The organism is Pseudomonas sp. GW821-FHT02H06, from assembly GCF_059421525.1.
The window spans coordinates 39,825-53,727 of record NZ_JBWKVD010000024.1 but is presented as its reverse complement, the minus strand read 5'-3'; the positions used below and the strand labels follow the sequence as shown (position 1 = coordinate 53,727).

At 63.7% G+C, this 13,903-nt stretch carries 16 protein-coding genes; 4 read left to right on the top strand and 12 right to left on the bottom strand.

Features of this window, described 5'->3' with window-relative positions:
- Positions 1-100: 100 nt before the first annotated feature.
- The 7 genes from AC07VF_RS25250 to AC07VF_RS25220 form a co-directional block, all read right to left on the bottom strand.
- The gene (locus AC07VF_RS25250; protein ID WP_495010064.1) at positions 101-2,767 is read right to left on the bottom strand and encodes an excinuclease ABC subunit UvrA; all 2,667 of its coding nucleotides are present in this window, start codon (positions 2,765-2,767) and stop codon (positions 101-103) included.
- 37 nt (positions 2,768-2,804) lie between these two features.
- Entirely contained in the window at positions 2,805-2,978 is a 174-nt protein-coding gene (locus tag AC07VF_RS25245) for a hypothetical protein (protein ID WP_495010063.1), read from the bottom strand.
- Positions 2,975-4,045: a DNA topoisomerase IB gene (locus AC07VF_RS25240; protein WP_346625954.1), complete on the bottom strand. Its 1,071-nt coding sequence runs from the start codon at positions 4,043-4,045 to the stop codon at positions 2,975-2,977. Before AC07VF_RS25240 ends, AC07VF_RS25245 begins: the two co-directional genes overlap by 4 nt.
- A gap of 96 nt (positions 4,046-4,141) precedes the next feature.
- Complete coding sequence (gene modC, locus AC07VF_RS25235) at positions 4,142-5,230, bottom strand: molybdenum ABC transporter ATP-binding protein (RefSeq protein WP_495010062.1); 1,089 nt, start codon at positions 5,228-5,230, stop codon at positions 4,142-4,144.
- Complete coding sequence (gene modB, locus AC07VF_RS25230) at positions 5,227-5,913, bottom strand: molybdate ABC transporter permease subunit (RefSeq protein WP_495010061.1); 687 nt, start codon at positions 5,911-5,913, stop codon at positions 5,227-5,229. The genes modC and modB overlap by 4 nt, the downstream gene beginning before the upstream one ends.
- The gene (modA, locus tag AC07VF_RS25225) at positions 5,914-6,681 is read right to left on the bottom strand and encodes a molybdate ABC transporter substrate-binding protein (RefSeq protein WP_495010060.1); all 768 of its coding nucleotides are present in this window, start codon (positions 6,679-6,681) and stop codon (positions 5,914-5,916) included.
- Between the two features lie 165 nt (positions 6,682-6,846).
- Positions 6,847-7,923, bottom strand: coding sequence for an NAD(P)H-dependent flavin oxidoreductase (locus tag AC07VF_RS25220; RefSeq protein ID WP_192173951.1), 1,077 nt, complete (start codon positions 7,921-7,923; stop codon positions 6,847-6,849).
- A 92-nt stretch (positions 7,924-8,015) separates the two neighbouring features.
- Between AC07VF_RS25220 and acuR the strand changes: the two genes are divergently transcribed.
- Positions 8,016-8,654 carry an acrylate utilization transcriptional regulator AcuR gene (acuR, locus tag AC07VF_RS25215; protein WP_495010059.1) on the top strand — a complete coding sequence of 213 codons (639 nt, stop codon included), beginning with the start codon at positions 8,016-8,018 and terminating at the stop codon, positions 8,652-8,654.
- Between the two features lie 48 nt (positions 8,655-8,702).
- Positions 8,703-9,686, top strand: coding sequence for an acrylyl-CoA reductase (NADPH) (gene acuI / locus AC07VF_RS25210; protein WP_495010058.1), 984 nt, complete (start codon positions 8,703-8,705; stop codon positions 9,684-9,686).
- Here the strand turns inward: acuI and AC07VF_RS25205 are convergent, their stop codons facing one another.
- Positions 9,687-10,130 carry an RES family NAD+ phosphorylase gene (locus tag AC07VF_RS25205; RefSeq protein WP_346630424.1) on the bottom strand — a complete coding sequence of 148 codons (444 nt, stop codon included), beginning with the start codon at positions 10,128-10,130 and terminating at the stop codon, positions 9,687-9,689.
- Positions 10,130-10,579 (bottom strand): Xre family toxin-antitoxin system antitoxin, encoded by a 450-nt coding sequence (locus tag AC07VF_RS25200; protein ID WP_282372338.1) that lies wholly within the window; start codon positions 10,577-10,579, stop codon positions 10,130-10,132. Before AC07VF_RS25200 ends, AC07VF_RS25205 begins: the two co-directional genes overlap by 1 nt.
- A 234-nt stretch (positions 10,580-10,813) precedes the next feature.
- Between AC07VF_RS25200 and AC07VF_RS25195 the strand changes: the two genes are divergently transcribed.
- Positions 10,814-11,086 carry a CopG family ribbon-helix-helix protein gene (locus tag AC07VF_RS25195; protein WP_122537276.1) on the top strand — a complete coding sequence of 91 codons (273 nt, stop codon included), beginning with the start codon at positions 10,814-10,816 and terminating at the stop codon, positions 11,084-11,086.
- Complete coding sequence (locus AC07VF_RS25190; RefSeq protein WP_495010057.1) at positions 11,086-11,361, top strand: type II toxin-antitoxin system RelE/ParE family toxin; 276 nt, start codon at positions 11,086-11,088, stop codon at positions 11,359-11,361. Before AC07VF_RS25195 ends, AC07VF_RS25190 begins: the two co-directional genes overlap by 1 nt.
- Before the next feature lie 56 nt (positions 11,362-11,417).
- On the opposite strand, the gene ada is transcribed toward AC07VF_RS25190, so the two are convergent.
- The 3 genes from ada to copC all read right to left on the bottom strand — a co-directional run bounded on the left by ada (position 11,418) and on the right by copC (position 13,878).
- Positions 11,418-12,515, bottom strand: coding sequence for a bifunctional DNA-binding transcriptional regulator/O6-methylguanine-DNA methyltransferase Ada (gene ada / locus AC07VF_RS25185; RefSeq protein ID WP_346630422.1), 1,098 nt, complete (start codon positions 12,513-12,515; stop codon positions 11,418-11,420).
- 108 nt (positions 12,516-12,623) lie between these two features.
- Positions 12,624-13,487: a copper homeostasis membrane protein CopD gene (gene copD, locus AC07VF_RS25180; protein WP_495010056.1), complete on the bottom strand. Its 864-nt coding sequence runs from the start codon at positions 13,485-13,487 to the stop codon at positions 12,624-12,626.
- Between the two features lie 4 nt (positions 13,488-13,491).
- Positions 13,492-13,878 carry a copper homeostasis periplasmic binding protein CopC gene (copC, locus tag AC07VF_RS25175; protein WP_192173942.1) on the bottom strand — a complete coding sequence of 129 codons (387 nt, stop codon included), beginning with the start codon at positions 13,876-13,878 and terminating at the stop codon, positions 13,492-13,494.
- Positions 13,879-13,903 lie beyond the last annotated feature (25 nt).

Sequence of the window (13,903 nt, the reverse complement as noted above, 5' to 3'; positions counted from 1 at the left end):
GCTTTCTGGTCATGTAGAACTCCTCGATAAATGTATTTTCCACTTATCGAGGTGTCCGGGGAAATTAGACCACTGCACAACCTCAAGTGCCTTTTTCGTTTCACCCCCTCAAAACCTTCCGCAAAAACGGCGCCGTCCGGCTCTCCGCCACCTCCGCAACCAACTCAGGCGTGCCAGCAGCCACAACATTCCCACCCTTGTCCCCAGCCCCCGGGCCGATGTCGATCACCCAGTCACTCTGGGCAACCACGCGCATTTCATGCTCCACCACCACGACGCTATGCCCTGCATCCACCAACGCATTCAACTGCGTCAGCAACCGATCTACATCAGTGGGATGCAAGCCCGTCGTCGGTTCGTCAAGCACGTACAACGTGGCGCCGCGTTGACTGCGCTGTAGCTCCGTTGCCAGTTTGATGCGCTGAGCCTCACCGCCGGACAGTTCAGTCGCAGGCTGACCGAGACGCAGATAGCCCAGACCAATATCACGCAGTACCGTCAGCGAACGCAGCACGCCGGGTTGTTCGGCGAACACGTCCACCGCTTGTTCAACCGTCAGCTGCAGCACGTCGGCGATGCTCAAACCATTCCATTTGATGGCCAGGGTGTCCGGGTTGTAGCGCGCCCCGTGGCAGGTCGGGCAGGGCGCGTAGACGCTGGGCATGAACAGCAACTCAACGCTGACGAACCCTTCGCCTTCGCACACCGGGCAGCGGCCTTTGGCGACGTTGAACGAGAACTGTCCGGCGTCGTAGCCGGCCTTCTGCGCATCGGGCGTCGCGGCGAACAGTTTGCGCACGTTGTCGAACAGCCCGGTGTAGGTCGCGAGGTTGGAGCGGGGGGTGCGGCCGATGGGTTTCTGGTCGACCTGCACCAGACGCTTGATCGCGCTCAATCCGCCAGCGATGTGCCCGCCGGTGGGTTGCGGCGCGTCGTCTTCGAGGCTGGATTCTTCCGCTTCGACTTCCGCGACCGGGCGTCCCAACTCCGCGCCCACCAGTTCCAGCAGCGCTTGGCTGACCAGGCTGGATTTGCCCGAGCCGGAGATGCCGGTCACCGAGGTGAAGCAGCCCAGCGGAAACTCTGCGCTCAGTTCGTTGAGGTTGTTGCGAGTGATGCCTTCCAGGCGCAGCCAGTCAGTGGGCTGCCTTCTTGCGGCGCGCAACTCCGTGTGTTCGGCGAAAAGATGCCGCCGCGTTTGCGACGCCTCGATCTCGGCCAGGCCTGCGGGAGGGCCGCTGTACAGCACGTGCCCGCCATGCTCCCCGGCGGCGGGGCCGACGTCGATCAGCCAGTCGGCGCGGCGCATGGTTTCCAGGTCATGCTCGACGACGAACAGCGAATTGCCGGACGCCTTGAGCTGCTGCAGCGCTGTAAACAGGGCTTCGCTGTCCGCCGGGTGCAGACCCGCCGACGGCTCGTCCAGCACGTAGATCACGCCGAACAGTTGCGAGCCTAACTGTGTCGCCAGGCGCAGGCGCTGCAATTCACCCGACGACAGCGACGGCGTGCTGCGATCCAGCGCCAGGTAACCGAGCCCCAGCTCGGTGAGGGTGCTCACCCGCGCCAAGAGATCCTGCGCAATGCGCTGAGCGGCGAGGCGCTTTTCGACAGACAGGTTGGGCGTCGCGCGTACGTCGGGCGCGGCGTCGTGGGCCGCGCCGCCTGCACTGACCCGCTTCTTTTTCGCCTTGGCCCTCTGATCGCGATCCAGCACGGCGCTGTCGCGATCTTCATCATCGAAGACGCCGGCTGCCACGGGGCGCAAGACCTCGGCCAGCCGCAACAGCGGCATTTGCGCCAGCTCGCCGATGTCGAGGCCGGCAAAGGTCACCGACAGGGCTTCACGCTTCAGGCGTTTGCCATCGCACAACGGGCACGGGCTGCCGCGCATGAACCGCGAGACGCGCTTTTTCATCAGCGCGCTCTGCGTGGTGGCGAAGGTGTGCTGCACGTAGCGGCGGGCGCCGGTGAAGGTGCCCTGGTAGCTCGGCTCGAGCCTGCGCTTGATCGCCAGACGCGTCTCTTCAGGCGTCAGGCCGGCGTAGACCGGTACGTTGGGCTGTTCGTCGGTAAACAGAATCCAGTCGCGGTCCTTTTTCGGCAGGTCGCGCCACGGGGTGTCGACGTCGTAACCCAGGGTCACGAGGATGTCGCGCTGGTTCTGACCGCCCCAGGCCAAGGGCCATGCGGCGATAGCGCGCTGGCGGATGGTCAGCGAATCGTCCGGCACCATCAGTTCTTCGGGAATCTCATAGACCCGGCCCAGGCCATGGCACTCGGGGCAGGCGCCCTGGGGCAGGTTGGGCGAGAAGTCCTCGGCGTAGAGCATGGGTTGGCCCGGCGGATAGGTGCCGGCGCGGGAATAGAGCATGCGGATCAGGCTGGACAGGGTGGTCACGCTGCCGACCGAAGAGCGCGTGCTCGGCGTACCCCGTTGCTGCTGCAGTGCAACGGCGGGCGGCAGGCCTTCGATGGAGTCGACGTCGGGCACGCCCACTTGGTCGATGAGGCGTCGGGCGTAGGGCGCGACGGATTCGAAATAGCGGCGCTGGGCTTCGGCGTACAGGGTGGAGAACGCCAGCGAGGATTTGCCCGACCCCGACACGCCGGTGAACACCACCAGCGCGTCGCGGGGGATGTCGACGTCCACGTCCTTGAGATTGTGCTCGCGGGCACCGCGAACCCGGACGAATCCGGGACGGTCGGCATCTACGGTGAAGGAAGAAGGGCGGGCGTCGTCTGTCAGGTGCGGCGGTGTGGTCATGGGTGAGGCCTTTGAATCCTGAAATGCAAGAACGGGTTTACTCGGCGAGGGGCACCGTGGGGGTGTGCCCGGCGTCATCGTGGTCGCCGCCGGTCAGCGGCTCGTCTTCACGCACATCGTCGGTGCGGTCGCGGTCGTCGGCCACGTCAGCGGGGCGCGCGTCCGGGTCGTTGAGTTTTTCACCGGGAATATGAGCGTCATGGGGGGTCATGCTGTTTCTCCTGTCAGTTCTTCGGATGCTTCACGAATGACCTCGGCGGCCTGCAGGCCCTGGAGGAAACCGGCCAGCGCCACTTCCTCCAGACGCAGCCCCTTGCGCTGGCGGATGCGCGGCAGCTTGGCCAGTTCGCCCATGGCGAAGGCTTCCAGCACGGCCGGGTGGATGTAGCACTTGCGGCAGACGGCCGGGGTGTTGCCCAGCAATCTGGCGACCTCCTTGACCATGGACACGACGTGTTTCTTCGCGTCCGCCTCCGGTTCCCAGTGCAGCTTGCGCAGGGTCGCCAGGGCCATCGCGCTGCCGGCCCAAGTGCGGTAATCCTTGGCGGTGAAGTCAGCGCCGGTCAGTGTGTGCAGGTACTGGTTGATGTCGTGGGAAGAAACGGTATGCCGCTGGCCGTCGTCGTCCAGGTACTGGAAGAGGTTCTGGCCGGGCAATTCCATGCAGCGTTTGATGATGTTCGCCAGGCGTCGGTCGGTGACGCTGAGCCGGTGCTCGACGCCGCTCTTGCCACGAAACTCGAAGTAGATCTTGCTGCCCTTCACGTCGACATGTTTGTTGCGCAGCGTGGTCAGCCCGTAGGAGCGGTTGTCCCGGGCATACTGGCTGTTGCCGATACGGATCAGCGTCTGGTCCAGCAGCGACAGCACCGCCGCCATGACCTTCTCGCGGCCCATGCCGGGTTTCGCCAGTTGCGTTTCCAGCTGCTTGCGCACCTTGGGCAGCGCCTGGCCGAAGGCGATCATCCGCGAGTATTTGTTCTCGTCGCGGATCTCGCGCCAGCGCGGGTGATAGCGGTACTGCTTGCGCCCGCGGGCGTCGCGGCCAGTGGCTTGCAGATGGCCCTGGCGGTCGGCGCAGATCCACACGTCAGTGTAAGCCGGGGGGATCACCAGCGCGTTGATGCGCTTGATCTCGTCCTCGTCGCGGATGCGCTGGCCGTCAATGTCGAAGTAGGCGAACTTGCCGCGCAGGATCTTGCGGCTGAATCCGGGCTGGCTGTCGTCGACGTAGTGCAGATCTTTGGGCAGGTCTTCGCTGTGAATTGTGTCCGGCATGAAAGGCAGTCCTGAACGCGGGGTCTTTTTGCATTGACCGTGGCGCTGCGCAGTCGTGCCGAATAATTGCGTTCTGACGAGTGCGATGGATCGGGCCTAGGCCAGCAGCGCCACCGACTTGATCTGCGCCCACAGCCGTTGACCGGGTGCCAATTGCAGCTGATCCCTGGAATAGCGGGTGATCCGCGCCAGCAGCGGCGAGCCGTCGGCATCCAGGCGGACCAGCACATGGGCGGTGTTGTCAGCGGCGATCTCTTTGATGACCGTGACCGGCAGGCGATTGAGGATGCTGCTTTGAGCGTCGGGTTGCAGACTCAGGCTCACGTCCCGCGCCTGCACCTTCAGGCGCAGCGGCTTGCCGGGCTGCAATGCCGAGTGGGCCACGCGGATACTCAGTTCGCTGTGCGGCAGTTGAACGGTGATGAGCTGATACGCAGCGTCATAGGCCAGCACGCTGCCTTCGATGACCACGCCCGCGTCGTCACCCATCGCCAGCGGCAGATCCAGCCGCGCCAGGGTCTCGCCGATGGGGCCGCTGGCCAAGGCCTTGCCTTCGCTGAGCAGCACCAGATGATCGGCCAGTCGAGCCACTTCATCCTGGGCGTGACTCACGTAGATCACCGGAATATCCAGCTCGTCATGCAGACGTTCGAGGTACGGCAGGATTTCGCTCTTGCGTTGCGCATCCAGCGCCGCCAGGGGTTCGTCCATCAGCAGCAGGCGCGGGCTGGTCAGCAACGCCCGGGCGATGCCGACCCGCTGACGCTCGCCGCCGGACAGTTTGTCGGGCGCGCGGCTGAGCAGATGATCGATGCCCAGCAATGACGTCGCCTGTTGCAGCGTAATGCGCCTGTCGCGCTCGGGGATGCGCTTGAGCCCGAAGCGCAGATTGCCCTCGACGTCGAGGTGCGGGAACAGGCTGGCTTCCTGGAACACGTAGCCCAAGGGGCGTTTGTGTGGGGGGAGAAAGACATGGTTGGCGCTGTCCTGCCAGACCTCGCCGTTGACACGGATATAACCGTCGGCCGCCTTTTCCAGCCCGGCGATGCAACGCAGGCAAGTGGTTTTGCCAGAACCGGAATGGCCGTAGAGCGCCGTGACGCCGCGACCGGGCAGATTGAGGTCGATGTCCAGGGCGAACTCGGCGTAATCCACCTGGAGGCGCACTTCAATGTTCGCACTCATGCGCCGCTCCACGCCGAACGCGCCTTGCCGCTGGAGTACAGCGCCAGCAGCACCACAAAGGAAAACACCAGCATCGCCCCGGCCAGCCAATGGGCCTGGGCGTATTCCATGGATTCGACGTGGTTATAGATTTGCGTGGACACGACCCGGGTTTTTTCCGGGATGTTGCCACCGATCATCAGCACCACGCCAAACTCACCCACGGTGTGAGCGAAACCCAGAATCGCCCCGGTGATAAAGCCAGGGCGCGCCAGCGGCAGGATCACCGAGAAGAACGTGTCCCAAGGGCCTGCGCGTAACGTGGCCGCCACTTCAAGGGGGCGCGAGCCTATGGCGGCGAAAGCGTTCTGCAACGGCTGCACCACGAACGGCAGGGAATACAGCACCGAGCCGATCACCAACCCGGTAAAACTGAACGTCAGCGTGCCGAGCCCCAGGTTCTGGGTCAGTTGCCCGACCGCGCCGTTCGGCCCGAGCAACAGCAACAGATAAAAGCCGATCACCGTGGGCGGCAGCACCAGGGGCAGGGCGACCACCGCGCCGACCGGGCCTTTCAGCCAGGAGCGGGTGCGCGACAGCCACAGCGCGATGGGCGTGCCGACGATCAGCAGAATCACGGTGGTGAGGGACGCCAGTTTCAGCGTCAGCCAGATGGCCGCGAGGTCGGCACTGCCCAGCAGCATTTACAGCTGGTACCCGTAGGACTTGATGATTGCGGCGGCCTTCGGGCCCTTGAGGTAGTCCATCAGCGCCTTGGCGGCGGCGTTGTCCTTGCCCTTGTTGAGGATCACGGCGTCCTGCTTGATGGGTTCATGGAGGTTGGCCGGAACGATCCACGCCGAGCCCCCGGTCAGCTTACCGTCCTTGAACACCTGGGAGAGGGCGACGAAACCCAGTTCCGCGTTGCCGGTGTGCACGAACTGATAGGCCTGGGCGATGCTCTGGCCTTCGACGATCTTGCTTTTGGTCGCGTCAGTCAGGCCCAGTTTGTCCAGGGTCTGAGTGGCGGCGAGGCCGTAGGGTGCAGCTTTCGGGTTGGCAATGGACAAGTGCTGGAATTTGCCGTCCTTGAGCACTTGGCCTTTGTCGTCGACGTAGCCGTCTTTGGCCGACCACAGCGCGAGGGTGCCAACGGCGTAGGTGAAGCGCGAGCCTTTCACCGTCTCGTTTTCGCTCTCAAGTTTTGCCGGAGTGGTGTCATCGGCGGCGAGGAAGACTTCGAACGGCGCGCCATTTTTGATCTGGGTGTAGAACTGGCCGGTCGCGCCGAACGAGGCCACGAGTGTGTGGCCCGTATCCTTTTCAAAATCCGTGGCGATGGCCTGGATCGGCGCGGTGAAATTGGCCGCGACGGCCACCTGGACTTCATCGGCAAACGCGGTGCCCGAGGACAGCGCGACAAAGGCGATGGCCAGTGAGGTGAGGGTGAAGCGGTGTGAAACTGCGCGCATGGAACGGCTCCGGGGTGGGGAACGGGCTGTGGCAAACGGGGGTGAGGAAGAACGCCAACCGGACGCCGGTCAAACGCTATGCAGCGAAATATATAGCGACTCTTCCCTGCGCGGAAGCCGGATCTTGCCGCGCTGCGTTTTAAATCGGCGGCTTAAGTCACCGGCTCAGCGCCCGGCCAGCCGTTCCAGGGCGGCGATGGCCAGCGTCCGGGTGAGTTCTTCCGCCGACAGCGAGTGCTTGATGCCCACTGCCTGACCCGCCCAGAGGTTCATGAAACCGTCGTCGCCCCGGGCTTCGGCCTTGCTGCGCAGCGGCATCAACGCGCCGCCCGCCGTGGGGAAGGCCGGCGCGGCATCGGCCATGGGTCCGATGTCAGCCATGATGCGGTTGACGATGCCCCGGGCCGGGCGGCCGGTAAAAATGTTGGTGATAGCGGTCTGGCTATCCTGCGCCCGGCTCAGTGCTGCCTGATGCAGCGCGGAAGTCTTGGCTTCCGGGGTGAACAGGTAGGCCGTGCCCACTTGCACGGCGGACGCGCCGAGCATGAACGCAGCGGCAATCCCGCGACTGTCGGCAATGCCACCGGCCGCGATGACCGGAATCTTCACGGCATCGACAATCTGCGGCACCAGCGCCATGGTCCCGACCTGGGTGTGAAGCTGATCGCTGAGGAACATGCCGCGATGCCCACCGGCCTCGTAGCCCATGGCGATGATCGCATCGCAGCCCCGCGCTTCGAGCCAAATCGCTTCTTCAACCGTGGTTGCAGAAGACAACACCTTCGCGCCAGTCGCCTTCACCCGCGCCAGCAGCGCAGCCTCGGGGAGACCGAAATGGAAGCTGACCACTTGAGGCTTCAGTTCTTCGATCAAGGCGCAGGCCGCTTCGTCAAACGGTGCGCGGTTGGACGTGGGCGTCGGCGCGTCGAAGTCTGCACCCAGTTCGTCGTAATAGGGCTTGAGCAGGTTTTTCCAGTCGGCATCCGCCTGCGGATCGGCGGGCGGAGTCGAGTGGCAGAAGAAATTCAGGTTAAGCGGCGCGTGAGTGCTCGCGCGTATTCTCGCCACTTCTTCGCGAATCTGCGCGCGGGTGAGCATGGCGCAGGGCAGCGAGGAAAGCCCACCGGCTTTGCCGACTGCGACGGCCATCGCTGAGCCGGACGCGCCGGCCATGGGTGCTTGCAGAATGGGCAGTTCGATGTCCAGCAGTTTGAGCAGGCGGGTGTCGGGCCAGGCGATCATCGGCAGAGTCTCCATAGCGAAAAGGCTGTTAAAAAGCAGCACTTAAAAAGTTGCAGTTGATTTAATAGACGCTCGGTCTAATATGCAACCCCATGAACGACATCATTGCAAAACCACGACGCCCCGGCCGCCCACCCAAAGTGGCGCGCCCCGATGACTTCGACACCCGCGAGGCGCTGATCCGTTGCGGCGTCGAGGTGCTGACCGAGCAGGGCTTCATGGCCACAGGCATCGACGGCATCCTCAAACGCGTCGGCGTGCCCAAAGGCTCTTTCTATCACTACTTCGCCAGTAAAGAGGTGTTCGGCCTCGCGGTGCTCGACAGCTACGCCGGGTACTTTGCCCGGCGCCTTGATCGCTGGATGCTGGATGAAACCCTGTCGCCGCTGGAGCGGCTGGCCGGGTTCGTTCAGGAATCAAAGGTCAACATCGCCCGCTATGAGTTCCGCCGCGGCTGTCTGGTCGGCAACATGGGCCAGGAAGTGAGCGTCCTGCCAGCGGGTTTCCGCGAGGCGCTGGAAAAGGTTTTCCTCGATTGGCAGGCGCGCCTGACGGTCTGCTTCAAGGCGGCGATTGCCGCAGGAGAACTGCCGGCGCGCACGGATTGTTCAGAGCTGGCGGCGTATTTCTGGATCGGCTGGGAGGGCGCCGTGCTGCGGGCTCGACTGGTGCAGAACGAGCAGCCGCTCAACACCTTCATCATCGGATTTCTGCGCGGCTTGCCGCGCTGATGTTTTCAGGTTTGGTTATAGACGAGCGGTCTAAATAGGAGAGGGGCAATGTTCAAAGGCATCCTGATCAACAAAGACGACAACGGCTACCGTGCCGAGCTGGCGGACATCAATGACGGTCAGTTGCCCGAGGGCGACGTCACGGTGCGCGTCAGCCACAGCACGCTGAATTACAAGGACGGCCTGGCGATCACCGGCAAAGGGCCGATCGTGCGGCAGTTCCCAATGGTGCCCGGCGTGGATCTGGCCGGCACCGTCGAGGACAGCCGCGACCCGGACTTCAAACCTGGCGATCAGGTGTTGCTGAACGGCTGGGGCGTGGGCGAAGGCCATTGGGGTGGTCTGGCACAACAGGCGCGGCTGCAAGGCAGATGGCTGATCCCGCTGCCCAGCGCCTTTACACCGGCGCAGGCTATGGCCATCGGCACGGCGGGATATACCGCGATGCTGGCAATCATGGCACTGGAGAAAAACGGCGTGACGCCGGAGAAGGGCGAGGTGCTGGTGACCGGGGCCAACGGCGGTGTCGGCAGTTTTGCCATCGCGTTGCTGGCCAAGCTCGGTTATCGCGTCGTGGCCTCCACCGGCCGCGTGAGCGAGAGCGAATACCTGACGTCCCTCGGCGCCGCTGACATCATCGACCGCGCGACCCTTGCCGAGCCCGGCCGCCCGTTGGCCAAAGAGCGCTGGGCCGGGGCGATTGATTCGGTGGGCAGTCACACGCTCGCCAATATCTGCGCCAGCACACGGTACTGGGGCACGGTGGCGACCTGCGGCCTGGCCCAGGGGATGGACTTTCCGGCATCGGTGGCGCCGTTCATTCTGCGAGGTGTAACGCTGGCCGGCATCGACAGCGTCATGCGCCCGCGCCAGGACCGCATCGACGCCTGGGCGCGTCTGGCCCGGGATCTCGATGTCTCGCTGCTGCCATTGATCAGCCGGGAGATCGGCTTGAGTGAGGTGATTGAAACCGCACACCAGCTCATGGACGGGCAGGTGCGCGGCAGAATCGTGGTCGACACCCAGCGCTGATCAGCCGCAGGTGAAAGGGCGCACGTCGAGCACCCTGACCTGCGCCATGGCGGGGTGACGGGGGTTGAGCAGCAGGTTGCGCGTGTGGGTGATGATTGCGGAGGGCACGATCAAACCCAGTTGCTCACGCCGCTCCAGCCAGGCGCTGCCGAAATCCATGCTGGGCCGGTCTGCCGGCGTGACGTCCCAGCCGGGCGGCAGTTGCGAGAGGGCAGGCTGCCAATACAGTGCCGGGTCATCCGGCAACTGCAGGTGAACCAGCTGGAAACCCGGCTGCGGCAGGCTCGCGCACTGAACGAGGGTGTCCAGCGCGCAGCCTGACGCACTCAGCGCCAGGTAGAGGGCAGGCTGGTCGGCATGATTCCAGCGCCCGCCGAACTGCGCGGCGCCCGTGCCGGACAGATCGTTCGCGGCATTTGCCTTGCTGATCCTCCAGGCCTGCATCAGACGACCCCGCCGTGCTGCAAGGCGCTGAGCACCCGACGTGCCTGGCGTGCGCCGATTTCGGTTTCGCACAGGGCGATAGGCGTCTGCCCATTGAGCGCGCGGTTGGACGCAATCATCCAGCGGCGGGCGGTGTTCTGGTCTTCGAAGAGTTCGGCGGCGTGGGTGGCGAGGGCGGCGACCCGGTCGAGGCGTTCGGAGCCGACGATGTCCAGCGGTCGTTGCTGACGCTGGCGGCGCTCCAGCGTGGAGACCGAAGTTGCCAATAAGGCTTCGAGCTGGCTGTTGCTGAGGCGGAAGGCATTGCGCAGCACCTTGACCCAGCCGGGCGGGAAGCCCGAGCGGATGTAGTCCAGCCGCTCGGTTTCGTTGCGTGCGTTGAGCTGGTCGGCGATCAACCAGAATGAGGGGGCGGTGTCGGTTATCGCTGCTTGAAGAGTCGAAGGCACGTCCATGCTCCTTGTGAGATCCGGTGCAGGGACCTTACGCCGCTGTCAGGGTTTCTCAAGCGAGAAGCTGTTACCGGCGTTTGCATGCTTTGCTTCCCTAGTGGAGCCGGCTTTAGCCGGAAACGCCTAACGGATGGCGTACAGCGCAATCCGACAGCTGACCCTGTTCTTGACGATTTTTAATGACTCACTATGATTAACTTTAAATCATTCTCTAATCAGGACCGTCCTATCATGGCAACTTCCGCAAAGACCCGATCGGTGACGGCTCACGTTCCTGAGGCGTTGGCACAAAAAGTCGATTTGATGGCGGAGCGGCTGGAACGCTCCAAAAACTGGATCGTCAAACAGGCCCTGTCCGCCTGGATAGATCAGGAAGAAGAGCGCAGTCGCCTGACTCGCGAGGCATTGGCTGATGTTGATGCTGGTCACGTAATTGACCACCAGACCGTTCAGGCCTGGGCTGATAGCCTTAGCACCGACACGCCGTTGCCGGTTCCACGCTGATGGAACTGAAGTGGACGAGCAAGGCGCTTTCCAACATTGCCCGGCTCTATGAGTTTCTGGCAGCGGCCAATCAGCCTGCCGCCGCACGAACCGTGCAGCAACTCACGGCAGCACCGACTACGCTGCTCGTTAATCCACGCATTGGCGAACGCCTTGAAGAATTTGAACCGAGGGATGTGCGCAGAATCCAGATCGGCCATTACGAGATGCGCTACGAGATAGCCAATTCGACAATCTATCTGCTGCGTCTGTGGCACACCCGCGAGGATCGATAGGATCGTGGAAGCAGCGGAACTGAAGTTTGAGCTGGGCTGAAACCAATCAAAATAGCTCAGCGTGAATGCTGTGGTTCCGTTCCTTGACCTTCACGAGTGAGCAACGCGCGCTTGCGCTCCACACCCCAGCGATAACCCGACAACCCGCCATCGCTGCGCACCACGCGGTGACAGGGAATCGCCACGGCAATCCGGTTTGCCCCGCAGGCGAGGGCGACCGCACGACTGGCGGTCGGCGCACCGATTTGCCGGGCGATTTGTGCGTAACTGGCGGTCGTGCCCGGCGGTATCTGCGCCAGGGCCTGCCACACCCGCTGCTGAAACGCCGTGCCCTGCAAATCCAGTGGCAGGTTCAGGCCCAGCTTCGGCGCCTCGATAAACCCGACCACCTCAGCCATGAGCCGCTCGAAGTCGGCATCGCCGCCGATCAGCGTGGCGCTGTGAAACTGATCCTGGAGGTCTTGCACCAATCGATTGGGGTCATCGCCCAGCAGAATGGCGCACACGCCGCGCGGACTCCGGGCCACCAGAATCGCACCGAGAAAGCACTCGCCGACGGCAAACCGAATCTCCAGCGCGGCGCCGCCCTTGCGGTAGTCGGTGGGGCTCATGCCCAGCAATCCGGCACTGGCTTCGTAAAAGCGGCTGTTGGAATTGAAACCGGCGTCGTACAGGGCGTCGGTGATGCGCCCGCTGTCCGTCAGTTTGCTGCGCACCTTGTCGGCGCGGTGGGCATTGGCGTAGCCCTTGGGTGTCAGGCCGGTGACGGCTTTGAACACGCGGTGGAAATGCCAGGGGCTCATGCCGGCGTGGACGGCCAGCTCGGCGAGGGTCGGCAGCAACTCCGCTTCGGCGATCAGTCGACAGGCGCCAGCGACCACGGCAGCACGCTGCTCAGCCAGACCGGTGCGGTCGGCGGCGGCGCGTTTGCTCGGGCGAAACCCGGCGGCTTCGGCCTCGGTGGCACTGTCAAAGAACACCACGTTTTCCGGGCGAGGCAAGCGCGCGCTGCTGCTCGGGCGGCAATAGACGCCGGTGGTGCGCACGCCGTAGACAAACAGCCCGTCGGCGCTGGCGTCCCTGGACAGCACGGCGCTCCAGCGCGGATCGAACTCGACGCTTTCGGGTGACGGATTACGCGGCTGGCGGCTCATTGGCGGGCTCTCTGACGGTTTACTGGCCTGTACGTTAATCGCTGCGATGGAGGACGACACTCCGAGTCTTGCGTTCAAACTCTCTGTACGCAGGACCTCGCATTCACATCAGCCCAGCATCGGCGGCAAGGTGCCAAGCAACGACACCGCCGCCAGCGCACCGGCGCCACACAGGCATTCCAGAAACAGGCTCAACTTCAGGCGCTGAACCGGCAGATCAGCCGCCCGGGCCAGTTGCCGGTTCAGCGCCGCCAGCGCCAGCATGCCCAACACCATCACGACTTTGACCGCCAGCACCAGGCCAAACCCGGCAAGCGCAGGTGCAGGCCAGAACCCGCCGCTGAGCGCACGAACGTTGATCAGGCCCGTGGCGATGATCACCGCCACCAGCCCGTAGCCGATGCCGCTGAAACGCCGCAATACCGCCGCGAGATCGACGCCATGATCAGCCCTCAGCAGCCAGGCCAGCATCCATAACCCGCCGAGCCAGGTGCCGACGCCGAGCAGGTGCAGCATCTGATTGAGGATCAACAACTGTCCTTTCAGCCCCTCAAACATCGCGCCGTGACCGACCGGCGCCAACGTCATCAGCAACAGGGCGTTGAGGACCAGCATGACACTCGGCTTCGCCCGGCGATTGAGGATGACAACCAGCGCGTTTAACAACAAATGGACGATCCACACGTGCCCGAACCAGGTATTGCCGAGTACCCGCCCGACCGTGGACGGATCGATTGCGCTGCTCCAGTCACTGCTCAGGTAAGCAGCCGTCAGCATCAGCCAGGCCACTGCGCTCGCCAAGGCCACAACGGCAAGCCAGCCGAGCAGTCGACTCAGCGGAGGTCCCGCGGGGCTGGCCTCAAAAGGGCGCAGGTGCGGGACAAACAACAGGCTGCGGAACGCACCGATCCCGAACAGCAACAGCACTGCGCCGAAGTGGATGAACCGGCACAGGATCAGTCCTTCGTGCATGGGGTTATGGCGTCACCTGAAAGCGATAGGTGCCTTCGCTCTTGTGGGTGTCCACCGACACGGCGTGCCATTCCACCTTGTATTTGCCCGGGACCATCGGCACGGCCGGGGTCACGATCAGGACTTTCTTGTCGTTGGGATCGGTTTCGACGTTGCGCGTCTGGATGATTTCAGTCGGCGTATCGGGCGCGTCCAGGCTGATCACGACTTTGGTGAATGTGTCTTCGACGCCTTCGGAGAAGATCAGGCGCAGCTCTTTGGGTGCGCTCACTTCACTGTCGGCAGCCGGCTGCTGGCTTTCAAGATGGGCGTGGGCGAAGGCGGCAGTGGAGGTCAGACAGGCCAGCAGGGACAGGCAGGAGAGGGCGTGCTTGAAACGGTGGGCAGACATCGGCGGGACCTTTGCTAGGGCGGCA